The following is a 22,471-nucleotide window of genomic DNA, read 5'->3' on the forward strand; positions in this document are numbered from 1 at the left end:
CTCTGAAAGCAAGACAACTTACTTTCAGCTCTACCGCTAGAATAAGTAATCAGAAAACAAACGTCAACCGCATAATTCGACAATTCCCTTGGCTTTTCAGCCGGAATTATTTTGTGAAACGATTTGCATAGCTGAAGGCAGTGTATGAATCCGGTTTAATTTTTGCCTCTATCCCCATGGAAGTGATGCGTCCTGTCATTTCTTGAATCAGTTCTTTTGTAAGCCCTTTTTTCCCAATATCCAAGTGGACCTCAAAGGTAAGATCCGCTCCCTCACCGGTAAAGGGCAGGAGCAGATCGGTAATATCCATTAAGTGTCCATCAAGAATATAAGCGGCCGTTTCTTGGCTGTACGCCGTTTCTAACGAAATCTTCTCCCGAAGGCTATGTATGGGTCTGTCGACTGTATGATTTTTCAAGCAGCCCCAAGCTCCCTTGCCTGTACGATGCAAATGCAATGCGGTAATAAACTTTGTGTAATCGCGGTAAACCTGTGAATCAGTTCCAATAGATAACACATAGGAGGAACGGGGGTCCTTTCGAATAAAGGCTTTAAGCCGTTCCATCACATCTTGAAAGGTCATCTGTGCTTCTGAAAGATTATAAAACAGAAAAGAATCAGCCATGCCGACACTCCTTTTCAAGGATTTACAACCATGAAACAAGTATGTTCCTTATCGTTTATTGCGATTACTTTTTGCAGAAGCGGGAACTGGTTCCCCCTATTTCAGGAATCTTACTGAAGAAGTTCAAAGATTTCGATGGAAACCATGTCGATATTATCAAACGGATATGTGTTAGGTTTTTCACCTTTTTGGAAAACCGTCAGCTCAAACGTTTGATTTTTTTCGAAATATTTAACACTGCATATTTTCTCACCATTTACTTCGAAATAACGCTGCATTGGCTCGTTAGCCGCTTCCGCTGTTTCTTGCAGACTTTGCAGCCGTGTGATGATACCCATTAATTGTGACATTCTAAAAAAAGACTCCTTTCAAAAAGCAACTTCAAATCAACAAGTATTTATTATAATACAAGTTCTATTGAGCATCATACCATAAAGTCGGACAGGATGGCATTTTCCCTGCTGAATTTAAGAAAAGAAAAAAAGTGAAAAAAACTATTTTTAATTAGTTTGAGGCTTTTTTTGAATGTCATGCACACAATTATGATTTTTTTGATATACCCGCAGAATCAAAAAGCCTATTTGCAACTTCCTAAACATTTTCTTTTGATATTCCTGATGCAAATTCCTCCGGCGTTCTCTGAAATCTGAAATCGGCCCGCCCTTTTGGAGTCCTTCTTGGTTAAACTCCTGGACCCGTCATACTGGAGATACGAGATCGTAAAACAGTTTTTCATGTCTTCTTGCTTCGAAAGTTAAACGACTGGAACATGGAATGATTCAGCGTGGGCATCACGGCGAAATTCTCCTCCTAACAGGTCTTGCACGGCCGCTGCCGCATTGGCATCGGGGTGTTCGGGCGCGGGAAAATCAAAGCAACAGCCCGCAGCTCCTAATTACCATTTCTGTTCCTCCGGCGTTCAACGTTTTCCACTAGTAAGATTTATTGTTTCAGTGGATTGTCTTATGCTTTGGTAAATAAAAAAAACTTGGCGGGGGTAGCGCCAAGCTTTTTCGGATCTTGATCTGATAGAGGGGTTGGGGAACAGAGAGTAGGTTCTCTCTATAAACAAATGATAATGATTATCAGTATCAATGTCAATCGTTTTTACATATTTTTTTCAATTTAATAAAAAAACGGCCTTTCAGCCGCTTAAATCAACCCATCCTGCTCATATAAATAAGAATAGGGCAAGTCTATAAATAAATACATCTGGTCATCCATCGGATACGAAAACGTTCTGATCATTTCACCTGTTTCCAAATCACTGTACAGATCACTGAAAAACCCTTTTCTGAGATTTCTCATTCTCATAATGTTCTCCAGAAAATAAGGACGCCAGCTCCAATTCTTTTCCGCGTATTCCGGCTGGTAAATCCATTCTCCATCTTGTTTAAACACATTTCCCGTCAGCTGATCGCCTTCTTCATCACACATGTAAATTCTAAAGCTGCAATCTGTCAGCTCTTCCGCCAGCTTTTTAATAAAGTCATCATCAGAAGACAGATTGTTTTTTCTTAAAGATGTCACAGCTTGATGCACTCGTTTGTAAAACTGTTCAGAGTGCTCATGGACGGTTTCAAGCTTCTTTTTCTCATGTGTAATAAATTGGTGAAATTCAGTCTTAAGTCTTCGCTTCAATACATCTCTCTCTAGAAACTTTTCAGATGGAGACAACAAGTAATACCCCTGAAAATAGCGGCCTCCATTTCTCCAAGCGTACTGAAGCTGGAAGTTCGCTTCAATGTCTTCAAACAGCAGCGCCGCACCGATTTTTCTCGCTAATAAAGATATACTGTACAGCACATGCTCATATGACGGTGACGGCTGTGATACTTTCAGCGCCTGCAAATCGATTTTTAACAGATCTGGTGAAAGCAGTGCGATTCTGTCCAGGTTGCTGCTTTCTTTCCCGATGTTATCAACTGCGATTTTAATTCCGTATGTACGATAGTAGGCAAGCATATGGTAGAGCTGTTCCATATCCCCTTCAAAATTGTGCTCCGTAATTTCAAGCACAAAACGATGAAGTTCGATTCCCTTTGCTTCATACTCTTTCAAAAGCTCCAGAAAGCTTTCACCATGATCAAGCATCAGCAGATTGGCATCCTGATTCATAAAAATCAGCAGATCAGAATCCGCCTCTAAAAAGCAGTCAAGAGCTTGGCGGATAATTCTGTTATCAACCTCTAATTTATATTCTTCGGGTATCCCAGCGTCTAAAAAGAAGGGACCGAGACTTTGGATTTCCGAATCTGCCAGAATTCGTCCAAGCACCTCATATCCGATGATCTTCTGTTCCTCGGCACTGAAAATCGCCTGGTAATATGGAAGGACATCATCAATGTTCGTTAAAATATCAAGTGGATCCAACATGTTATCACCTGCTTCTCTATCTTTGTCTGATTATACCACATTGAATCCAAAGATTAATATGCTTTAAAACGGATAAGGATTCAGCCATTGCCCTCCATCCATTGTGATACAATCCCCGTTTATATAAGATGCTTCGTCAGAAAGCAAAAACGCAGCCAATGCGGCGATTTCCTCCGGTGTGCCCAGCCGGCCGAGCGGTACACTGTTCATGGTACGGGTCATCGCTTTTTCCGATTCAAATAGTTTCTCCGCACCGCCTGTTCGTTCAATAGGACCGGGGGCTATTGCGTTTGTGCGGATTCCGTATTGGCTCCCCCACTCCACGGCCAGCGTTCTAGTCAGTGACAATACCCCTGCTTTGGCTGCAGCGGAATGGACGACCCCCGCCCCCGCTCCCCAAGCGTATGTGGCGGCCATATTTAAAATGACACCCTTCTGCTGCTGCTCGATCCAATGTCTGGCTGCAGCTTGGCTGCAAAAGAATGTGCCGTTTAAAACAATCTCAATAACGGCTTTCCATCCATTTGGTGTCAGCTTTTCTGCCGGGCAAATAAAATTTCCGGCCGCATTGTTAATCAGCGCATCAAGCCGGCCAAAGGTTTTTATCGCTTCTGTCATCATGTCTGAAGCGGCTGAATCAGAACGGACATCCATTTGAAAACAGGCGACCTGTCCCTCAAAGGTCTCAATTTCTCTTTTCGTTTCTGCAAGTGCTTCCTCGTTCCTCCCTGTCACCATAACGTACCAGCCTAATTCAGCCTGTTTTTTTGCCATTGCTTTTCCCATGCCGCTTGACCCGCCGGTAATAATAACCGTCTTTTTTTCCATGTTTCTCCCCCTTTGTCATGAATGAGTATTCATTCAATATTATTCTATCATTATATGCCTGCCTCTGTCAGTACATGCTCACATGAGATTTTTTCAAGATACAGATGATATAATAGAAAAACTCTATTAAAGGTTGGTTTGAAAATGAAAAAGATGTCCAGAAGGCAATTTTTGAAAGGAACGTTCGGCGCTCTTGCTGCCGGGGCTTTAGCGGCCGGCGGCGGATACGGCTATGCCAGATATCTGGAGCCGCATATGATCGAGACAACCGAACACACAATCAAAAGCTCTCTCATCCCGCACGGATTTGACGGTTTTAAAATCGTGCAGTTTAGTGATACACACTTGAGTGATTCTTTTACTCTTGAAGATTTAAAGACTGTTATCCAGTCAATTAATGAATCTAAACCTGATCTCATTGTGTTTACAGGTGATATCATCGATAATCCTGATACGTACCAGCAACATCAGGCAGTCATTCCATTACTGAGAAAACTATATGCGCCCTTTGGCAAGTTATGTGTTTACGGCAATCATGATCACGGAGGCTATGGAACTGCCGTTTACAAAAGCCTGATGACGGCCGGCGGTTTTACGGTATACCGCAATGGGTATGAAACATTGTCGCTTACAGATGGCAGCGAAATCGAGATTGCGTCACTTGATGACTTAATGCTAGGAAGCCCGGACTATGAAGGCATCCTTTCAAGGCTAAGCGACAGACTTTTTTCTATTCTGCTCGTCCATGAGCCTGATGCAGCGTTAAAAACAACAGGCTATCCGGTGAATCTTCAGCTTTCCGGACATACACACGGCGGCCAGATTCAGCTTCCTTTTTATGGCCCGATTATTACACCTCCTTATGGAAAGGTCTACACAGAGGGAATGTATCAAACAGGCAGCACTCATATTTACGTAAACCGAGGCCTCGGGATGACCAGACTGCCTTTGCGGTTTCTAGCCAAGCCTGAAATCACTGTCTTTACCTTAAAAAGCGCAAATTAATGTAGCAGGATGGGCTCCTCATCAATACCTATAAGTAAAAAAGAGAGGATGAGGAAACTGCTTACGTACCAAGTAAAGCAAGGTGAAACACTAAACAGCATCGCGGCTGATTTCAGAATCAGCCCCGCTGCATTGCTCAAGGCTAATCCGTCACTGCAGGCAGGGCTCACTGCGGGACAGTCCATTGCCATCCCCGGGCTGCCGGACCCTAATACGATTCCATATCATATATCAGTCTCAATCGGTGCGAAGACCCTTACGCTCTTCCAGAATGATCAAACAATCAAAACCTATCCGATTGCGGTCGGTAAAATACTGACCCAAACACCGACTGGCGAGTTTTATATTATTAATCGGCAGCGCAATCCCGGCGGCCCATTCGGCGCCTATTGGCTAAGCCTTTCTAAGCAGCACTACGGAATACACGGGACGAATAATCCCTCTTCGATTGGCAAGGCTGTCTCTAAAGGCTGCATTCGCATGCATAACAAAGACGTGATCGAACTCGCTTCAATTGTGCCAAACGGAACAAGAGTCACCATTAACCGGTAATGTTTTCTTATTTGTTTCAAAAACAGGCGGTTTATAATATGATAAAGTGGGACCTTTAGGGTAAGGAGCGTTTTTATGGATATATTTAAAAATCGTAATTTTGTTCGTCTATTTTTCGCAGCACTCGCTTCTCAAATGGGCACGACAGTAGGCAACATGGCATTTGCTTTTTTCTTGCTGGACCGCTTCAGCAGCCAGCCTTCATATACGACCTTGGCAGAGCTGATGTATTCTCTCCCGACCGTATTTGTATTTCTGATCGTGGGAGTCGTCGCAGACCGGTTTGACAGAAAAAAGGTAGCGGAAAACTGCGATTGGATTAGAGCAGGCCTGACTGTCGTCCTTTTTTTCACTTTATTTACCGGCAATATTCCTCTTGTTTTCTGTATTTTATTTGTCAGAAGCGCTGTAACAAAGTTTTTCTTTCCGGCAGAAAACAGTTTGGTACAAGCCATTCTGCCCAAGGAGCATTATGCGAAAGCGGCTGGGCTTAATCAGATGCTTTTTAGTATTTTTATGGTGTTCGGAGTCGGAATAGGTGCTTTTATGTACAACACAATCGGCATTGAAGGCGCCATTATTCTCGATTTTGTCAGCTTTATCATTTCCGGGCTCCTGATCCGCAGCTGCCGAATTCCAAAGGAAGCCCGACAGCCAAATGGTGCATTCAGCTGGAGAAAAGCTTCTGTTAAAGATTCAATAAATGATTTTAGGGAAGGCATTCTCTATATTTCAAAAAACAAACTGCTGGCATCTCTGATTTTCGGCTTCTTCATTTTTGGATTTGTCAACGGGGGATTCGCCGTATTGCCGATGTTTACAATGAAATATGGATTGGCGCCTGACCGTTATGAATGGCATACGTCTGTATTTACGATCGCACTCGGTTTTGGGCTGCTGGCGGGAAGTGTTATCGGCACAATCATCTCAAAAAAAGTGAAACCTCACTTTTTAATGTCGATACCGATTTTCATTGCGGGTTTGTTGATTTTCGTCCTCGGCTATACAAATGTTTTATGGGTGTATTACGCGGCATCTTTTGCCCTGGGAATGTGCATAGGACCGGTCAACATTGCTATCGGAGGCTGGATGCCAAAGATTGTTCATCCTAAGCTGATGGGACGTGTAAGCGGCTTGCAGGACCCTTTTATGATGTTTGCACAGTCTCTGACACTCGGCTTAGTTGCGCTGTTATTCCCTAAGTTCGTTTCAAACATTGATTATCTTTATTACGGCATGGGCGTTATCACCTTGATTGTTTTTATTTTTTATTTTGTTGCACTGCCAAAATACAGTGCACAGGCTGTGGAAGTGAATGTTCAAGAAGCATTTCAAGAGCAGCCCAAAAAGAAAGTAAGATCTGTATAATATAGGTTATAAATGCGCTTTTTTCTCAGAAAAAAGCGCATTTTTACAATCAATATTTGCATTTCAACTTTAAAAAAGTATAATCTAATCATATAGAACTTGATAAGAGCAAAGGAGAGAAATAATGGACGACCATGCATATACGAAAGATCTGCAGCCAACCGTAGAAAATCTTTCAAAAGCAGTTTACACAGTGAACCGCCATGCAAAAACCGCCCCCAACCCTAAATACCTATATCTGCTGAAAAAACGGGCTTTGCAAAAGCTTGTCAAAGAAGGTAAAGGAAAGAAAATAGGGCTTCATTTTTCAAAAAATCCAAGGTTCAGCCAACAGCAATCGGACGTGCTTATCTCAATCGGAGACTACTATTTTCACATGCCTCCAACTAAAGAAGACTTCGAACATCTTCCGCATTTAGGTACACTTAATCAGTCGTACCGAAATCCTAAAGCTCAAATGTCTTTAACAAAGGCGAAACACCTATTGCAAGAATATGTCGGCATGAAAGAAAAGCCGCTTGTGACAAATCGCCAGCAGCCAGCTTATCATAAACCCGTCTTTAAAAAACTCGGCGAGAGTTACTTTTAAAATAAAAACAGCCGTGCCCCTTCGGGCATCGGCTGTTTTTATTTATTCGATAACATACGTATCCACTTTTTTAATCAAATCACTGATCTCAGGCTTGCTGATTTGCTCATCTGCGCCAACGACTTCTCCGCGGTGACGCAAATCATCGGTAATTAACGATGAGAAAATCATAACCGGAACTTCTGAGCTTTTCGGATTTTCCTTCAACAGCTTTGTGAGCCTGTGTCCGTCCATTTTTGGCATTTCAATATCAGTGATGATCATATCAATCTGTTCTGATAAATCCGTTTCGTTTTCAGCAAGGTTCATAATGTACTCATAAGCCTCTTTTCCGTTTTCAAACGAAGAAACATTGTTGTACCCTGCTTCTTTTAACTCATCCTGCAAAAGACGCATCAAAAGCGGTGAGTCCTCTACAATGATAAGCTTTTTATCAGCTCTTCTTTGATCGAAGCCCTCGGTATGCATATTGTACGTATCCACACCTGAGTCTGATTCAATGTCATAAATAATTTTTTCATAGTCAGGCAAAAAGATCATCAAGTCTTCAAGCTTAATAATTCCGGTAAGGTGCCGCTCCATTCCTTGATTTAACGATGTCGGCTTTTCAATTGCTTCCCAGGATACTCTGTGAATTTGAGAAACAGAGCCGACATGGAAAACAATTTTCCGTTTATTAAATTCAGTCACGATATATTTCTCGTCTTTTGATCCATCAGGCTCAACTCCAAAAAATGAGAAGAGGCTGATCACAGGGAGAATTTCTCCTCTGATCTTAATCATGCCTTCTACATGCTGATGGGAGTGAGGCACTGTTGTCACCTCGACTGGCTGAATAATTTCTCTTACCTTCATGACGTTAATTCCGAAAGCATTATCGCCCACGCCAAACTTCACAATTTCTAATTCATTTGTACCAGAATCCAATAAAATCTCGTATTGTTGTAACGACACTTCAATCCCTCGCTATTCGCATTCAGTATTGTACTGTATATATCGGCGTAAATTGTAAAAAGTGAATGGCATCGCTCTTCAAAATCGGATTCGGATAGCGTCTTGCCGCGTTTCTTAAAAAAAGAAACTTTTTTCCTAATAACCATTGACTTTCCAACTAGCAGTGATAAAATAGTCAAGGATTTTTCCAAAGAAGGGTGTAAATAATGGGTACCTTAGTAATATTTAAAGTAAATGAAATGACTGTTTTAGAAGATATCAGTGAAGAGACTTACCTGGATATGAAGAAAAAATCAGCTGACCTTCAAGAAGAGCATCCCCCGTATATGATTTGGCAAAAAGACCTTCATTTTGATTATGGTTATTAATGAAATCGGCACATATAAACAATAATAGAACATGATACAATAAAGACAATCAAAGCGCTGGTTGTCTTCTTTTTTCTGTAAAGAAAGGTATGTTTAGAAAAAAGGTGCATACAATCGAAATATATCGGCTAAAAAGATGACAAATGGTCAGCTAGTGGTAAAATAGGATAAACTCATTATATTTGTTAAGGTGATGAATTATGGAACATTTGCTGAATCCGAAAGCAAGAGAGATTGAAATTTCAGGAATACGCAAATTCTCAAATCTTGTAGCTCAACACGAAGATGTCATTTCACTTACAATCGGCCAGCCTGATTTTTTTACGCCGCATCATGTGAAAGCTGCCGCAAAAAAAGCCATTGATGAAAACGTGACGTCATATACTCCGAACGCCGGCTATCTTGAGCTGAGACAAGCAGTACAGATTTATATGAAGAAAAAAGCGGATTTCAACTATGATGCTGAATCTGAAATCATCATCACAACAGGCGCAAGTCAAGCCATTGATGCTGCATTCCGGACGATTTTATCGCCTGGTGATGAAGTGATTATGCCAGGCCCGATTTATCCAGGCTATGAACCTATTATCAATTTGTGCGGCGCTAAGCCTGTTATTGTTGATACCAGGTCACATGGCTTTAAGCTTACTGCCCGCCTGATTGAAGATGCTCTGACTCCTAACACCAAGTGTGTCGTGCTTCCTTATCCGTCAAATCCTACCGGTGTGACTTTATCTGATGAAGAGCTGAAAAGCATCGCCGCCCTTTTAAAAGGCAGAAATGTCTTCGTATTGTCTGATGAAATATACAGTGAATTAACATATGACAGACCGCATTACTCCATTGCTACGCATTTGCGGGATCAAACGATTGTCATTAACGGCTTGTCAAAATCACACAGCATGACTGGCTGGAGAATTGGATTTTTATTCGCGCCGAAAAACATTGCAAAGCACATTTTAAAGGTTCATCAATACAATGTGTCATGTGCGTCATCGATTTCTCAAAAAGCCGCGCTTGAAGCTGTGACAAACGGCTTTGACGACGCCCTGATTATGAGGGAACAATACAAAAAACGTCTGGACTATGTGTATGACCGCCTTGTTTCCATGGGACTTGACGTTGTCAAACCGTCAGGCGCGTTTTATATCTTCCCTTCTATTAAATCATTTGGAATGTCTTCATTTGATTTTAGTATGGCTCTTTTGGAGGATGCTGGTGTGGCACTCGTGCCGGGCAGCTCATTCTCAAAGTATGGTGAAGGATATGTGAGACTGTCTTTCGCATACTCGCTGGACACGCTAAGAGAAGGGCTGGACCGCTTAGAAATATTTGTATTAAAAAAACGGGAATCCATGCAGACGATAAACAACGGCGTTTAAGCCGTTGTTTTATTTTTTTGGAAATGAAATTTTAAACGCTGTGCCTTTTTCCGGCTGGCTGTCTACATGGATGACTCCCTGATGATTTTCAATGATATTATATGTAACCATCAGTCCAAGCCCCGTGCCTTTTTCTTTTGTCGTTAAAAATGGTTCTCCAATTCGGTTCAGCACCTTTTCAGGTATGCCTTCCCCTTCATCTTTGACAGTGACATGAACAGAATGCTCATCCTCAGTTATGATAATGTCTACTGTTCCCCCATCAGGCATTGATTCAACCGCATTTTTAATTAAATTAATGAATACCTGCTTTAATTGATTCTGATCTCCGTTTATATAAATGCTGTCTCTTTCATAGCTGGTTCTGATAAAAATGCCATTCAAATTTGCCTGCGTTTCCAGCAGGGCCGAGACCTCACCTATTAATTTTTTCAGGTTCAAATATTCTTTAACGGCATTTTGCTGGGGTTTCGCCAGCATGAGAAGCTCACTGAGTATTAATTCAATGCGGCTGAGTTCAGAAAACACAATATCAAAGTAATGTTCATTTTCTTCCATTGTCGGTTTCATCAGCTGCAAAAATCCTTTGATCGCTGTCAGCGGGTTGCGGATCTCATGGGCGATTCCCGCCGCGAGCTGCCCTGCGATTGATAATTTTTCCGATTGCAGCATCAATTCTTCTGTTTGTTTTCTCTCAGAAATGTCCCGAAGAATGACTTGGACAGCCGCTTCACCAAAAAAGGTCGTCGGAATGCAGACCATCTCCGTATAAATGACCCTGTTCTGGAAGGTGAACCAGGATTGCTTGACAATTTCTGATTCTGTTTTTTGCTCGGCGATGTTTTGAATTCTCTCTTTTACGTCCTCATGATCGCAAGGGTGCAGCTGATCATATATGTTTTTGCCAATTAAATCCTCATAGGTAGCCGCTTCAAACAGTGAAATTCCCGACTCATTCATAAACACCCATTTTCCATTATGAATCACCGCAATGGTATCGATTGAATTTTGAATGAGCAGCTGATATCGTTCACGGCTTTTTTGCAGGATAGTTTGGAATTTTTTTCTTGAAGAGATATCGATCAGCAGCAGCAGTTCAGCCTGCTGGTTTTTGTAGACGGTCGGGGACGCTTTCACTTCTAAATGAACAGGTGTGCCATCAAGCCTTTTCCACGTCTGTTCAATCATTCCGACTTCCATTCCTTTTTGCATTCGTATAATCCTGTTTTTCACGATATCGTGATATTCTTCTTCAATAAATTCATAGGACCATTTGCCAATAATAGCATCCTTGCTTTTCGCTCCGAGCATTGAAAGCATTGCGCTGTTTGCATAGACGATCTTGCCTTTGACACTGATGCATAGCGGACTCGGGAGATTTTCAACTAACCGCTCATAATCATCCGTTATATATGTAGTCGATTCCGGGCTTGCAGGCTCGATTTCATGTTTTTCGCAGTTTAGGGATTGATGGCCTGTTTCTTCTTCAAGAACTTTCATTTTCAAAATGATTTCCCGTTCTGTCCGCTCAGCTCTTGTCGTAACAATTTCTACCGCAGCCTCCACCCACACAATTGTATGGTCTTTTTTTATAAAACGAAAGGTACACGGCATCAGGTGATGTTCATTATAAAAATAGCTTTCAACTAAAAATTGGTCTTCCTCATGCAGGAACGTTTTGAGGAATGATCCGATCATCTCTCCTTGGAGATAGCCCAAATGCAGTTTGGAGTTGGCAGATATATAAATGATACGTCCATTAGAGGCCAAGACTGCATGAATATCGGTTTTTGTTTGAAATGGTTTAACATGCTGCGTATCCTGTTCCACAGAATCCCTCCTTTGCATGATCATCTTGTTTCACATATACAGATTGACTTTTACCTAGTATGATTCGCTAGAAAATGAGTATTCTCCTTCTATTCTTATAGTGAACGTCAATTTTTGAATAAATGAAAGGGCGCACAATCTTTCAGATGTGCACCCTCTTTTTACTTTTTATTGTGTTTCTTTTCGAGCTCTGCGTAAGCGTGAATAGCTCTTTTGGCAATGAGTTTGTTAATTGGATCGTGGTCGTTTGCTACAGAAGGTACAACAACACTGAAAGCCACTTTTGGATTTTTCGACGGGTAATAGCCTACAAAAGTTAGGTTATATGTTTTTTTCCCCCACCAATTACGGTTCGTGCCGTAGTAAAATGTTTCCGCTGTTCCTGTTTTTCCAGAAACATCTTCTGTAAACGTATTTTTAGCAGTCCCTGAAGCGGTAACTAATTTCATTCCGGTCTTTACCTGCTGTATGTCACTGTCTGTATTGTTAATTTTATTGAGAATATTTGGCTTTCGTTGTTCAATTGTTTTTCCGAGGCCGTCTTTATTGCTGGGCTCATGAACACTTGTAACAATTCTTGGCTGAATACGGTAGCCTCCATTGGCAATGGATGAGATGTACTGCGCCATTTGAAGCGGTGTGTATGTATCGTATTGGCCGATTGCCAAGTCTAAAATTAACCCCCCTACAGTTTCAGGCGTGGTTTGCATACCGGCTGATTCCTGCGGCAGATCAATACCTGTCTTTACACCCAGGCCAAACTGACTGTAATAATTTCTCATTTTATTCAAATCCTTCTGATCAGCAGGCAGAGGTCCATGCGGCTTATATGTTACACCTGCAATGTGCATGGCGACATTAAACATATATACGTTAGAGCTTTTTTGCAAAGCGGTTAATTCATTGATCGTTCCCATGTTGGTATAGGATTTTTTCGGTTTGTTGTTACCTGCAAAATACAGAGGTGTATCAACAAAATATTTATAATGCGGTATACCATCTTGATAACCTGCAAGTACGGTTGCGCCCTTGACTGCTGATCCCATTTCATATTGAGTTGTAAAGGCACCAATCGCATAATCTTCAATTTTGTTTGTTTCTAAATCTATCTTTTTTCCTGCCAACGACAAAATATCGCCGTTATTCGGGTCCATCATCACGCCAAAGGCTCTGTCAAGCATATAGTTTCCGCGTGCACGGCTGTTTCTCACTTCTTCTTCAATAATCTTTTCTATCTTTGCCTGGAGCTCCATATCGAAAGAAAGCCGAAGATCATATCCCCTGCTGCCTTTATCAATGGTTTTTTGGCTGACGACATTTCCTTTATTGTCTTCTACGTATTGCACTTTTTCTTTATGGGAATTTAAGTAGTCTTCATATTGATACTCTAAATAACTTTTCCCCACTCTGTCATTATTCGCATAGCCTCTTGTTAAGTAGAAATCTTTCCGGTCGCTCAGCAGGCCCTGTTCAGGTGTTGTGACGCCTCCGAAAACGGAATAGAGGGTTTTGTCATAAGGATATTTTCGTGTCCAATCGTTTACGATGTCAATCCCCGGAAGCTCTTCTAAATGCTCAGAAACAATTGAAATTTCATCATATGTTAAGTCATTTTTTGGTCTTTGGCTGGAGCTTTTCTTCTCATCAAGCAGCGTTCCGTTTTTTCCATTGCTGTTGCTTTCATTTGGGTTCATCGCCTTTACGATTTGAGGTTCGTAAGCATTACCGCTTGAAAACCTTGTATATATCGCTGCGCTTTCCATTTCTTCGTCATTTCGCTGAATAGCCTTCAAATCTTCATCCGAAACACGCTCAATTTGGAGCTTGTAAGCCTCAGCCCCTTTTAGATCGCTTTCAGATTCCTTAAGCAGAGCGGCAGCTTTTTTCGGATGGGATGCGGTCCAGTAATCACGCAAATCTCTATCCTTCAAAAATTCAGTATCAATATGAATGAAAGCAGCAAGCTTCTTCGCTGTTTTGATTTTATCCTCTGTTTTTGTGCTCGATGTTGAAACATAGACAATTTCAGGTACGCTCTGGTTATCGACAGCAACTTTCTGATTTCTGTCATACATCTTCCCTCGAGGCGCGGGATAATACGCTGTTTTTGCATTTGCTATCTCAGCGTCTTGTTCATGCTGTTCGCCTTCAACAATTTGAACAACGCCAAGCTTAAAGATTAATGCAGTGAATAGAAGAAAGACAGCAAGGAAAAAAAGGTTCATTCTGATGGCTCTGTTTCCTTTGCTCTTTTTCTTTGGTTCACGTCCTATTTCAGTCACTTCTGGTTACCCCTCTCAAATCATTCAATATATTTACATATACTGAGATTAATTGTAACACCTTTGTAATAGTTGTTACAGCAAAAAGGGATAAAAAAAGCTGTCAATATAAAAGCATATTTAAATTTAACTAACGATTCAAAAAAAAGGAATACATGTAACAGTGTGATAAAACATGATTTGCAGCTGATTCCCTGCTTTTCAAGGATTCAGCACACATTGGTTACAAAAATGACAATCTCTCTTTGTCAAAGGGAAGTGATGGATACTTTATGACAAAAAAGCTATGTTATGATTTTTTTGTAGCAACAAACAACTCTAGGAGGTTATGAACTAATGAAGAAAGCATTTATTTTATCTGCTGCCGCTGCGGTTGGATTATTCACATTCGGGGGCGTACAGCAAGCATCAGCGAAAGAACTCTCCTGCCAGCATGTGGTAAAGGTGAAAATGGGGAACACAGTGCAAAACATGTCTCTTAACGATATAGTAAAAAAACTTCATATTAAAACAAATATCAAAACATTAAACGCTGCAAATGAAAAAGAGCTTAAGCAGCTTCTTCAAAAACATGCGAAGCAGTCTAACATGAACATTCAGGATGTTCAAAAGACAGAGACTGCAAAACCTGCGCAAAAAACTACAAAAAAAGCAGCTGCTACTGAACAAAATACTGCTTCTAAAGCACCTGCAGCTGCTGAAAAAACAAACAAAACAACATCTGCGCCTTCATCTGTAAGCGCGTATGAGAAAAAAGTTGTTGAGCTTACAAATGCAGAAAGACAAAAACAAGGCTTAAAGCCGCTTCAAATTGATGAAACGTTAAGCAAATCTGCACGCGCAAAATCTCAAGATATGAAAGACAAGAACTATTTTGATCACCAAAGCCCGACTTACGGCTCACCGTTTGATATGATGAAATCTTTCGGTATCAGCTACAAAACAGCAGGTGAAAACATCGCTAAGGGTCAAAAAACGCCAGAAGAAGTAGTAAAAGCTTGGATGAACAGTGAAGGACACAGAAAAAACATTCTAAACGCTAACTTTACTCATATTGGTGTCGGTTACGTTGAGTCCGGAAGCATCTGGACACAGCAATTTATCGGAAAATAATACAAAAAAGATTGCCTGTACCGTACAGGCAATCTTTTTTCATTTCAACCAAAGCTTAAATATACTTTGAGTCCCGCTGTTTTCTTCGCCTTGTGCAGCGAGCTTGTCATATAAGGATTTCGCAAGGGACAAGCCTGGCATTTCTTCTCCCATTAATTCCGCTTCCTCCAACGCAATTCCCATATCTTTAATGAAATGCTTCACATAAAAACCCGGTTCAAAGTTGCCTTGCAGCATACGGGGAGCAAGATTTGACAATGACCAGCTTCCGGCTGCGCCCGTTGTGATGCTTTTCAGGACATTTTCCGGCTGCAGACCTGATTTTTGAGCATATGCCATCGCTTCCGCCACACCGATCATACCGGCTGCGATTGCAATCTGATTACACATTTTGGTATGCTGTCCGCTTCCAGCCGGTCCTTGATATTGAATATTTTCTCCCATTAAAGAGAAAATCGGCATGCAGGCTTCAAATGCATCTTTTTCTCCGCCAACCATAATCGCGAGTGTTCCGTTTTGTGCACCGATATCTCCGCCGGAAACAGGGGCATCTAAAGCGAACAATGCTTTTTCTTTGGCTGCTTCAGCAATCTTCTTCGCAAGCGAAGGTTTAGATGTGGTCATATCAATGAGATACGCGCCTTCTTTTGCGTTTTCAATAATTCCGTCGCTTCCAAAATACACTTCTTCAACATCACTGGGATAGCCGACCATTGTGATGATAACATCCGCTTCTTTTGAAAGATCTTTGACTGTTTCTTTCCATACTGCGCCTTTTTGCAGTATGCTGTCTGCTTTTTCTTTTGTCCGGGTATACACCAATACAGGATGGCCGTCATTCAGAATATGTGATGCCATGCTTTTTCCCATCACTCCAAGACCGATAAAACCAATTGTTTTTTTCAAGGTCATTCCTCCCAGATGTTTTGTTTTGATTTTAGTTAAAATTTATCATATTTCCTTCATTTTCTAGACTACCATATCTATTTATCTTATAGTAACTCTTAAAATAAAAAAATCCCCAAGTTTTTTGGGGATTTAATTGGATTACAATGTGAATTTCGTAATTGTGCTCATTAGCTCTTGGCTTGCATGCTTTAATGTTTCCGTTGAGTGTTTGACTTTATCAAGGGTGATCAGCTGTTCATCAGTCGATGCATTCACTTCCTCTGCTGCAGCTGCCGATTCCTGTGATATGGCCGAAATACTTTGAATCGCTTCAGAAATCGCGAGCTGCTCTTCACTCATTCTTTGAATTTCTTCGTAAATGTGATCAATGCCTTGAACCAGTGACTGCATTTCCACAGTAATCGTGTTTAATACCTCTCCAGTCTCATGAATGGCACTGTTTTGTTCATCATTCATTCTGCTTGCCTCAACCATTGCGTGAGAGGCCTCTTTCGTCTCAACCTGGATAAGCTTCACAGTCTCGCTGATATGCTTTGTAGAAAGCGCTGATTGCTCGGCAAGCTTTCTCACTTCTTCAGCTACGACGGCAAAGCCGCGTCCGCTTTCACCGGCTCTGGCTGCCTCAATGCTGGCATTTAAAGCAAGCAAGTTCGTTTGATCAGAAATATTTGAAATAGCTGTAACGACTTCTTCGATATTCTTTGTTTGATTTTCTAAATCAAGCAGCATCGTTTCAACCTTTTTCGTTTCCGTGTTGGCTTCGTTTGACTTCATCAGCAGCTGGCCGAGCGCGTCAAGTCCTTTATAGCTTGCATTCTCAGACGATTTTGAGCGTTCTTTCATTCCGCCTGCCTCCGCAGCAATTTGTCTGATTTTAGTTGACAGACTTTCTGATTTTTCGTTAATAGTCTCTACTTCAGAAGCCTGTTCTGATGCCCCTGCGGCTACTTCTTCAATCGCTTTTGCAATTTGTCCGCTTGTTTCATTGGTTTCCGCAGAGACCACTGTTAACTGCTCAGAGGTATCAGATACTTTCCCTGAAGATAGTCTCACTTGTTCAACCATATCCTTCATATTTTCAACCATCTGATTAAAATCTCTTGTTAAAATCCCGACTTCATCCTTGGATTTTGATTCAGCATGAACGGTTAAATCGCCTTCGGAAACTGCCTTCGTTTTTGCGATCAGCTGCTGTATCGGACCGGTTATCGTTTTGGCCAGGAAGTAGCTGAGAATGATCGTAGCGACAAGCGCTATCAATGATATCCAAAGATTCGCCCGATTCATTTTATCAGAAATCCACATTAATTTATCGGTATCAAATTGCGTTCCGACTTTCCAGCCCGTTTCACCAATCGTTTGGTACACAACCATTTTCCCATTTTCATCCTGTATCCCTTTTTTCTCAGATGCAATGGTTTTCAGTGTTTGATCCTTTGATATGTTTTTTCCTTGGTTTGACGGGTGTGCTAAAAGATTGCCGCTCGCATCAGCTAAAAAGGCAAATCCATTGTAAGGCACCTTTTGCTTATTGACCATGCTCTGGATGGCAGAGAGTTTCAAATCGTAGCTGGCAACCCCCATCACTTTTTGTCCGTCAAGAACCGCTTTTGATGCTGTGACAATCATATCTCCTGTCACGACATCTTGATAAGGTTCCGTCCAAACGACTTGGTCCGGGGTTTCAGCTGCAAGCTTATACCATGGTCTCGATGTCGGATCATAATCATCAGCAAAATCGGCTTTCGGATATGTAAACATTTCTTTTTTTGCGGTGCCTATGTAAGCCATCGCAACATAATCATCGTTATCTTTGATTTGTTTAATATCATCGTTAAACAGCCGAGAAGCTTCTTTACTTGGTTTTGTTACAAATGTACGAGTTAATTCCCCATTAGCCAATCTCGATAACGATATGGCATAACTCTTTAATTGCAATTCAATATTTTGTTCAAGTGACTGCGTCACGTTTTGAGTTGTATTTTTCCCATCCTCTGTAATCATCGGTTTCAGCGTCAGATAAGAAGACAGCATTAAAAGAACAACTGTGACAATTAACATGATCGAAACAAAAACAGCAATCTTTATATGAAGTTTTTTAAACAAACCAATCCCCTCCTAATTTCTATATCGGCCCTTTCGTTTGAAAGATGAATAATCAAAAAATAAATTATATGAACATTGAAATGTATTTACTGAAAATTCAACCCTCAATATGATGAAAACAGCATAAGGAGGGTGATGATCATACGAAAACAATGTACGTGCACAACGGCAGAAAATTTGAGGCTCTTCCATCAGAAACTATTCGGAGACTGACACTGACATAAAAGGGCCGCTGGTCAATGCCTGGATTGTCGGTTCTATGACTGCCCTTATCGTACATTTTAAGCCTGAATCTCCTGACCATACATGGGCGCGCGACAGACAGCGGATCAATGAAAAACCATGATCCTCATGGAAATCCTTTATATGTAGTGGATATTTCAGTTTCTCCTCAGTATCGGAAGCTTGGAATCGGAAAATGGCTGATGAACACGATGTATGAGCTGACTGTTGACAAACGGCTCAGGCGCCTTCTAGGCGGCGGGCGTATTCCTTTTTATCATAAATACGCACACGAGATCAGTGCTGTACGATACGTTGAAGATGTGATGGATGCAGGAAAAAAAGGAACTGTGCTGTCCTTTCTCCCTCATTGCGGCCGTTCACCGATTCGTGTAGTCGGCAATTATTTAGAGGATAAAGAATCATTGAATTTCGGCGTTTTAATGAAATGAAAAAATCCTTTTTATAAAAAAGCGAGCTGTTCATCATCACAGCCCGTTTAAGTGAAATATTCGATTTTCGCATTAGGGAAATAAGTATCAATATAGGATTCAAGCTTTTCCCGAAGATCATGCTCTTCATCTTTCTGATAAATATATTTCCCGATTCCGTAACGGCCCCATTTATAACGCCGCTTTTCTTCATCTAATTCGAGCTTTGTCTTTGGATAATTCTTCTCAATCACTCGTTTGGCCGGCTTTGTAAAACGGTGCTGAATTAATTCAAACGTAATATCATGTCTGACATCCTGCGGCAAAGCAGCATCAAGTTTTTCAAACAAATGTCTGTATCCTTCTTCCCAGCCTTCATGAATATAAATCGGTGCAACAATAAAGCCTAGCGGATATCCTGCTTTTGCCACTTTTACTGCGGCTTCTATCCGTTTATCAAGAGGTGAGGTTCCCGGCTCAAAGTTTTTAATCACATAGTCGGCATTAATACTGAATCTGAATCTCGTTTTCCCGTTATGCTTTGCGTCTAATAAGTGATCGACATGATGAAATTTCGTTACAAATCTTAGTTTTCCGAGCTCACTTTGTCCAAAATGTTCAATGGCGTGCTTCAGCGAGTGTGTCAGATGATCAATTCCTACTATGTCTGACGTACATGAGGCTTCAAACCTTGTGAACTCCGGCGCGCGCTCCTTCATATACTTATCAGCCTGGTCTAATATCTCTTCAACGTTTACATAGGTTCTGATATACGGCTTTGACCCCATGGTTGTTTGCAGGTAGCAGTAATGGCAATGCCCCATACAGCCTGTGGCAAACGGAATGGCGTATTCAGCCGAGGGTTTGGAAGAGTCAAACTTTAATGTTTTTCTGACACCGATGACTAAAGTTGATTTCGCGTTGCGATATTGCTGAAGATGATTTTTCCCTGGAATATTACGCACCTGATTGTGGGATGTCGTTTCTCTGATTTCAATGCCCATGTTCTCAAATTTATCCTGTAATTCTTGGGCCAGCGGATATTCCAGCGCTCTCGGTTCAATATACACAAGCTGCGGAACAAATGGGTTCTGCATAATGCCACATCCTTTTCCTTTACTACCGTTACTTTTCTCATAAGACGGAAAGGATATGAGTTGTAATGATTTCCTTGTTACTCGTATGGATCGATATCAAATAGTTCTTTGTAAAGTGATTTCGCTTCTTCATAGCTTGCAAACACAGCATCATCCTCTGCAAACGGATGATAAGTTTCAAAAATAAACAGGGAAAGCTCACCTTCATGGTATGGATGGTGCATAATTTCGGCTTCCTTAATATGGGCAACATTGGCGGCGTGCGGATTTCTGTAGATCACGTACACTGTATCTCCTGTGTTAAATTGGTTTGACATACTATCCCTCCTATCCATGTTATTGTGCCCTTCTATACCCTTGCTTATGAAAAAAACCAGACAGGCCGAAGGCCGTCTGGTTTTTATATACATTACTTGAATGTTTCTTTTACGAACGCGACAACTTCTTCTGTCGTGCTCATAGATAAAATTTTCTCTTTGAATGACTCAGCTTCTTGTTTAGACAATTTGCTGATTTGTGTTCTTGCCGGAAGGATAGAAGTTGCGCTCATTGAGAACTCATCTAAGCCTAAGCCGAGAAGGATCGGGATCGCAATTTCGTCTCCTGCCATTTCTCCGCACATGCCAACCCATTTTCCTTCTTTGTGTGCCGCTTCAATTACGAGTGTAATCAAGCGAAGGATTGCAGGGTTGTATGGCTGATACAGATAAGATACACGCTCATTCATACGGTCAGCAGCCATTGTGTATTGAATCAAATCGTTTGTTCCAATACTGAAGAAATCAACTTCTTTAGCAAACTGATCAGCGATGACTGCAGTTGACGGAATTTCAACCATCATACCGACTTCAATATCGTCAGATACAGTCTGTCCCGCTTTGACAAGCTTTTCTTTCTCTTCAAGAAGGATCGCTTTTGCTTCTTTAAATTCGTTAACTGTCGCAATCATAGGGAACATGATTTTCAGGTTTCCGTATGTACTTGCACGAAGCAGCGCGCGAAGCTGTGTTCTGAAGATTTCTTGCTCTTCAAGGCAAAGACGAATCGCTCTGTATCCCAAGAACGGGTTCATTTCTTTAGGAAGATGCAGGTAAGGAAGCTCTTTGTCTCCGCCGATATCAAGTGTCCGCACGACAACTGATTTTCCTTCCATACGCTCAAGAACAGTTTTATATGCATCAAACTGCTCATCTTCTGTAGGCAGCTGATCTCTTCCCATGTAAAGGAATTCTGTACGGTAAAGGCCAACTGCTTCACCGCCATTTTCAAGAACGCCTTTCACATCATCAGGAGTCCCGATGTTCGCTGCAAGCTCTACATGATGTCCGTCTTTTGAGACAGTCGGTTCATTGACAAGCTTCGCCCATTCAGCTTTTTGAGCCAAATAAGCATTATGTTTTTCCTCATACTCTTTTACAGTTTCCGCAGATGGGTCGATAATGACATCGCCATTAATACCGTCAACGATAACAGTTACGCCGTTTTGGATCGTGCCTGTAGCCGCTTTCGTACCAACAACTGCAGGAATCTCAAGAGAACGCGCCATGATGGCAGAGTGAGATGTGCGTCCGCCGATATCAGTTGTGAATCCTTTTACGAACTCACGGTTTAATTGAGCTGTGTCAGACGGTGTTAAGTCTTCAGCTATAATAATAACCTCTTCTGAGATCATGCTCGGGTTTGGAATTTCGACGCCAAGCAGGTGGCCGGTTACGCGTTTTGTTACGTCGCGGATATCAGCCGCACGCTCTTTCATATATTCGTTGTCCATTGATTCAAACATAGTAACGAACATAGAAGACGTTTCTTTTAAAGCGAATTCAGCGTTCACTGAATCAGTGCTGATTTTTTCTTTCACAGGGTTTAGAAGCTCAGGGTCACTGAGAACTAAAAGGTGAGCAGAAAAAATGTCAGCTTTATCCTGACCAAGTTCTTTCAAAGCGTGCTCTTTGATTTTTTCGAGCTCTGCTTTTGAACGTGCAATCGCTTCATCAAAACGGCTTACTTCCGCTTCAGAATCAGAGATATTTTTCTTTTCAACCGTTAAATCTGGCTCTTCAAGCCGGTACGCTTTTGCAATCGCGATGCCGGCTGAAGCGCCAATCCCTTTTAATTCTTGCATTACTCGCCGAGTCCTTCGCTTTTCATTGTTTCTTCTAAAGCGTTAAGAGCATCGTTTTCGTCAGCGCCAGTAGCAGAGATTGTGATCTCAGCACCTTTAGCGATACCTAGAGACATAACACCCATAATAGATTTAAGGTTTACTGTTTTACCGTTATATTCTAAATTCACGTCAGCGTCGTATTTGCTTGCAGTTTGTACAAGAACTGTCGCAGGACGAGCGTGGATTCCAGAATCTGCAGTTACTTTAAATGTTTTTTGTGCCATTTTTATCATTCTCCTTTTAACTTAAAGCTATATTACTTCACAATAT

At 41.4% G+C, this 22,471-nt stretch carries 20 protein-coding genes and 2 pseudogenes; 8 read left to right on the top strand and 14 right to left on the bottom strand.

Going from position 1 to position 22,471, the window contains the following annotated elements:
• Positions 1 to 106: 106 nt before the first annotated feature.
• The 5 genes and pseudogenes from ACMX2I_RS14190 to fadH all read right to left on the bottom strand — a co-directional run bounded on the left by ACMX2I_RS14190 (position 107) and on the right by fadH (position 3,829).
• Complete coding sequence (locus ACMX2I_RS14190; RefSeq protein ID WP_087991024.1) at positions 107 to 625, bottom strand: ribonuclease H-like YkuK family protein; 519 nt, start codon at positions 623 to 625, stop codon at positions 107 to 109.
• A gap of 110 nt (positions 626 to 735) precedes the next feature.
• Positions 736 to 975 carry a YkuJ family protein gene (locus ACMX2I_RS14195; RefSeq protein ID WP_003218671.1) on the bottom strand — a complete coding sequence of 80 codons (240 nt, stop codon included), beginning with the start codon at positions 973 to 975 and terminating at the stop codon, positions 736 to 738.
• Positions 976 to 1,326: 351 nt separating this feature from the next.
• Positions 1,327 to 1,496 (bottom strand): annotated as a pseudogene (locus ACMX2I_RS14200) (manganese catalase family protein); the annotation flags it as partial.
• A 281-nt stretch (positions 1,497 to 1,777) separates the two neighbouring features.
• Positions 1,778 to 3,001 carry an EAL-associated domain-containing protein gene (locus tag ACMX2I_RS14205; protein WP_087991023.1) on the bottom strand — a complete coding sequence of 408 codons (1,224 nt, stop codon included), beginning with the start codon at positions 2,999 to 3,001 and terminating at the stop codon, positions 1,778 to 1,780.
• A gap of 63 nt (positions 3,002 to 3,064) precedes the next feature.
• Positions 3,065 to 3,829 carry a 2,4-dienoyl-CoA reductase gene (gene fadH / locus ACMX2I_RS14210; protein WP_414957265.1) on the bottom strand — a complete coding sequence of 255 codons (765 nt, stop codon included), beginning with the start codon at positions 3,827 to 3,829 and terminating at the stop codon, positions 3,065 to 3,067.
• 144 nt (positions 3,830 to 3,973) lie between these two features.
• On the opposite strand from fadH, the gene ACMX2I_RS14215 reads away from it, so the two are divergent.
• The 4 genes from ACMX2I_RS14215 (at position 3,974) to ACMX2I_RS14230 (ending at position 7,343) form a co-directional block, all read left to right on the top strand.
• Positions 3,974 to 4,834, top strand: coding sequence for a metallophosphoesterase (locus ACMX2I_RS14215; RefSeq protein ID WP_414957266.1), 861 nt, complete (start codon positions 3,974 to 3,976; stop codon positions 4,832 to 4,834).
• Between the two features lie 57 nt (positions 4,835 to 4,891).
• On the top strand, positions 4,892 to 5,386 hold the full coding sequence (locus ACMX2I_RS14220; protein ID WP_414958339.1) for a L,D-transpeptidase family protein: 495 nt from the start codon (positions 4,892 to 4,894) through the stop codon (positions 5,384 to 5,386).
• A gap of 75 nt (positions 5,387 to 5,461) precedes the next feature.
• The gene (locus ACMX2I_RS14225; protein ID WP_414957267.1) at positions 5,462 to 6,754 is read left to right on the top strand and encodes an MFS transporter; all 1,293 of its coding nucleotides are present in this window, start codon (positions 5,462 to 5,464) and stop codon (positions 6,752 to 6,754) included.
• A 124-nt stretch (positions 6,755 to 6,878) separates the two neighbouring features.
• Positions 6,879 to 7,343 (top strand): YkyB family protein, encoded by a 465-nt coding sequence (locus ACMX2I_RS14230; protein WP_087991019.1) that lies wholly within the window; start codon positions 6,879 to 6,881, stop codon positions 7,341 to 7,343.
• A 42-nt stretch (positions 7,344 to 7,385) separates the two neighbouring features.
• Here ACMX2I_RS14230 and cheV read toward each other — a convergent pair whose 3' ends face one another.
• Positions 7,386 to 8,297: a chemotaxis protein CheV gene (gene cheV / locus ACMX2I_RS14235; protein WP_087991018.1), complete on the bottom strand. Its 912-nt coding sequence runs from the start codon at positions 8,295 to 8,297 to the stop codon at positions 7,386 to 7,388.
• A 206-nt stretch (positions 8,298 to 8,503) separates the two neighbouring features.
• On the opposite strand from cheV, the gene ACMX2I_RS14240 reads away from it, so the two are divergent.
• On the top strand, positions 8,504 to 8,665 hold the full coding sequence (locus tag ACMX2I_RS14240; RefSeq protein ID WP_414957268.1) for a hypothetical protein: 162 nt from the start codon (positions 8,504 to 8,506) through the stop codon (positions 8,663 to 8,665).
• A gap of 200 nt (positions 8,666 to 8,865) precedes the next feature.
• Positions 8,866 to 10,047 carry an aminotransferase A gene (locus ACMX2I_RS14245; RefSeq protein WP_087991016.1) on the top strand — a complete coding sequence of 394 codons (1,182 nt, stop codon included), beginning with the start codon at positions 8,866 to 8,868 and terminating at the stop codon, positions 10,045 to 10,047.
• 9 nt (positions 10,048 to 10,056) lie between these two features.
• Here the strand turns inward: ACMX2I_RS14245 and kinA are convergent, their stop codons facing one another.
• Positions 10,057 to 11,877 (bottom strand): sporulation histidine kinase KinA, encoded by a 1,821-nt coding sequence (gene kinA / locus ACMX2I_RS14250; protein WP_202328613.1) that lies wholly within the window; start codon positions 11,875 to 11,877, stop codon positions 10,057 to 10,059.
• Positions 11,878 to 12,038: 161 nt separating this feature from the next.
• Positions 12,039 to 14,159: a peptidoglycan D,D-transpeptidase FtsI family protein gene (locus ACMX2I_RS14255; protein WP_414957269.1), complete on the bottom strand. Its 2,121-nt coding sequence runs from the start codon at positions 14,157 to 14,159 to the stop codon at positions 12,039 to 12,041.
• 336 nt (positions 14,160 to 14,495) lie between these two features.
• Here ACMX2I_RS14255 and ACMX2I_RS14260 point away from each other — a divergent pair, with 336 nt between their 5' ends.
• Positions 14,496 to 15,272, top strand: a complete 777-nt coding sequence (locus ACMX2I_RS14260; RefSeq protein ID WP_414957270.1) for a CAP domain-containing protein — start codon at positions 14,496 to 14,498, stop codon at positions 15,270 to 15,272.
• Positions 15,273 to 15,311: 39 nt separating this feature from the next.
• Here ACMX2I_RS14260 and ACMX2I_RS14265 read toward each other — a convergent pair whose 3' ends face one another.
• Together ACMX2I_RS14265 and mcpC are read right to left on the bottom strand one after the other, a co-directional pair.
• Positions 15,312 to 16,178, bottom strand: coding sequence for an NAD(P)-dependent oxidoreductase (locus tag ACMX2I_RS14265; protein ID WP_414957271.1), 867 nt, complete (start codon positions 16,176 to 16,178; stop codon positions 15,312 to 15,314).
• A 141-nt stretch (positions 16,179 to 16,319) separates the two neighbouring features.
• Positions 16,320 to 18,287: a methyl-accepting chemotaxis protein McpC gene (gene mcpC, locus ACMX2I_RS14270; RefSeq protein ID WP_414957272.1), complete on the bottom strand. Its 1,968-nt coding sequence runs from the start codon at positions 18,285 to 18,287 to the stop codon at positions 16,320 to 16,322.
• A 152-nt stretch (positions 18,288 to 18,439) separates the two neighbouring features.
• Between mcpC and ACMX2I_RS14275 the strand changes: the two are divergent.
• Positions 18,440 to 18,961 (top strand): annotated as a pseudogene (locus ACMX2I_RS14275) (GNAT family N-acetyltransferase).
• A 47-nt stretch (positions 18,962 to 19,008) separates the two neighbouring features.
• Here the strand turns inward: ACMX2I_RS14275 and splB are convergent.
• From splB to ACMX2I_RS14295, 4 genes are all read right to left on the bottom strand, one after another.
• Complete coding sequence (gene splB / locus ACMX2I_RS14280; RefSeq protein WP_087991012.1) at positions 19,009 to 20,037, bottom strand: spore photoproduct lyase; 1,029 nt, start codon at positions 20,035 to 20,037, stop codon at positions 19,009 to 19,011.
• 77 nt (positions 20,038 to 20,114) lie between these two features.
• Positions 20,115 to 20,354, bottom strand: a complete 240-nt coding sequence (gene splA, locus ACMX2I_RS14285; RefSeq protein ID WP_414957273.1) for a splAB operon transcriptional regulator SplA — start codon at positions 20,352 to 20,354, stop codon at positions 20,115 to 20,117.
• A gap of 92 nt (positions 20,355 to 20,446) precedes the next feature.
• On the bottom strand, positions 20,447 to 22,159 hold the full coding sequence (gene ptsP / locus ACMX2I_RS14290; protein ID WP_202328608.1) for a phosphoenolpyruvate--protein phosphotransferase: 1,713 nt from the start codon (positions 22,157 to 22,159) through the stop codon (positions 20,447 to 20,449).
• Positions 22,159 to 22,425 (bottom strand): phosphocarrier protein HPr, encoded by a 267-nt coding sequence (locus ACMX2I_RS14295; RefSeq protein WP_003218637.1) that lies wholly within the window; start codon positions 22,423 to 22,425, stop codon positions 22,159 to 22,161. The genes ptsP and ACMX2I_RS14295 overlap by 1 nt, the downstream gene beginning before the upstream one ends.
• Positions 22,426 to 22,471: the final 46 nt, after the last annotated feature.

The organism is Bacillus sp. SW14 (genome assembly GCF_047608225.1).
In the GTDB taxonomy this organism is placed as follows: domain Bacteria; phylum Bacillota; class Bacilli; order Bacillales; family Bacillaceae; genus Bacillus; species Bacillus subtilis_G.

Bases quoted from the DNA above. Each gene is read 5' to 3' on its own strand.
- ACMX2I_RS14190 (WP_087991024.1), bottom strand. From the start codon at position 625: ATGGCTGATTCTTTTCTGTTTTATAATCTTTCAGAAGCACAGATGACC.
- splB (WP_087991012.1), bottom strand. From the start codon at position 20,037: ATGCAGAACCCATTTGTTCCGCAGCTTGTGTATATTGAACCGAGAGCG.
- ACMX2I_RS14205 (WP_087991023.1), bottom strand. From the start codon at position 3,001: ATGTTGGATCCACTTGATATTTTAACGAACATTGATGATGTCCTTCCA.
- ACMX2I_RS14295 (WP_003218637.1), bottom strand. From the start codon at position 22,425: ATGGCACAAAAAACATTTAAAGTAACTGCAGATTCTGGAATCCACGCT.
- splA (WP_414957273.1), bottom strand. From the start codon at position 20,354: ATGTCAAACCAATTTAACACAGGAGATACAGTGTACGTGATCTACAGA.
- ACMX2I_RS14260 (WP_414957270.1), top strand. From the start codon at position 14,496: ATGAAGAAAGCATTTATTTTATCTGCTGCCGCTGCGGTTGGATTATTC.
- ACMX2I_RS14230 (WP_087991019.1), top strand. From the start codon at position 6,879: ATGGACGACCATGCATATACGAAAGATCTGCAGCCAACCGTAGAAAAT.
- ACMX2I_RS14225 (WP_414957267.1), top strand. From the start codon at position 5,462: ATGGATATATTTAAAAATCGTAATTTTGTTCGTCTATTTTTCGCAGCA.
- ACMX2I_RS14245 (WP_087991016.1), top strand. From the start codon at position 8,866: ATGGAACATTTGCTGAATCCGAAAGCAAGAGAGATTGAAATTTCAGGA.
- ptsP (WP_202328608.1), bottom strand. From the start codon at position 22,159: ATGCAAGAATTAAAAGGGATTGGCGCTTCAGCCGGCATCGCGATTGCA.
- ACMX2I_RS14215 (WP_414957266.1), top strand. From the start codon at position 3,974: ATGAAAAAGATGTCCAGAAGGCAATTTTTGAAAGGAACGTTCGGCGCT.
- fadH (WP_414957265.1), bottom strand. From the start codon at position 3,829: ATGGAAAAAAAGACGGTTATTATTACCGGCGGGTCAAGCGGCATGGGA.
- ACMX2I_RS14195 (WP_003218671.1), bottom strand. From the start codon at position 975: ATGTCACAATTAATGGGTATCATCACACGGCTGCAAAGTCTGCAAGAA.
- ACMX2I_RS14240 (WP_414957268.1), top strand. From the start codon at position 8,504: ATGGGTACCTTAGTAATATTTAAAGTAAATGAAATGACTGTTTTAGAA.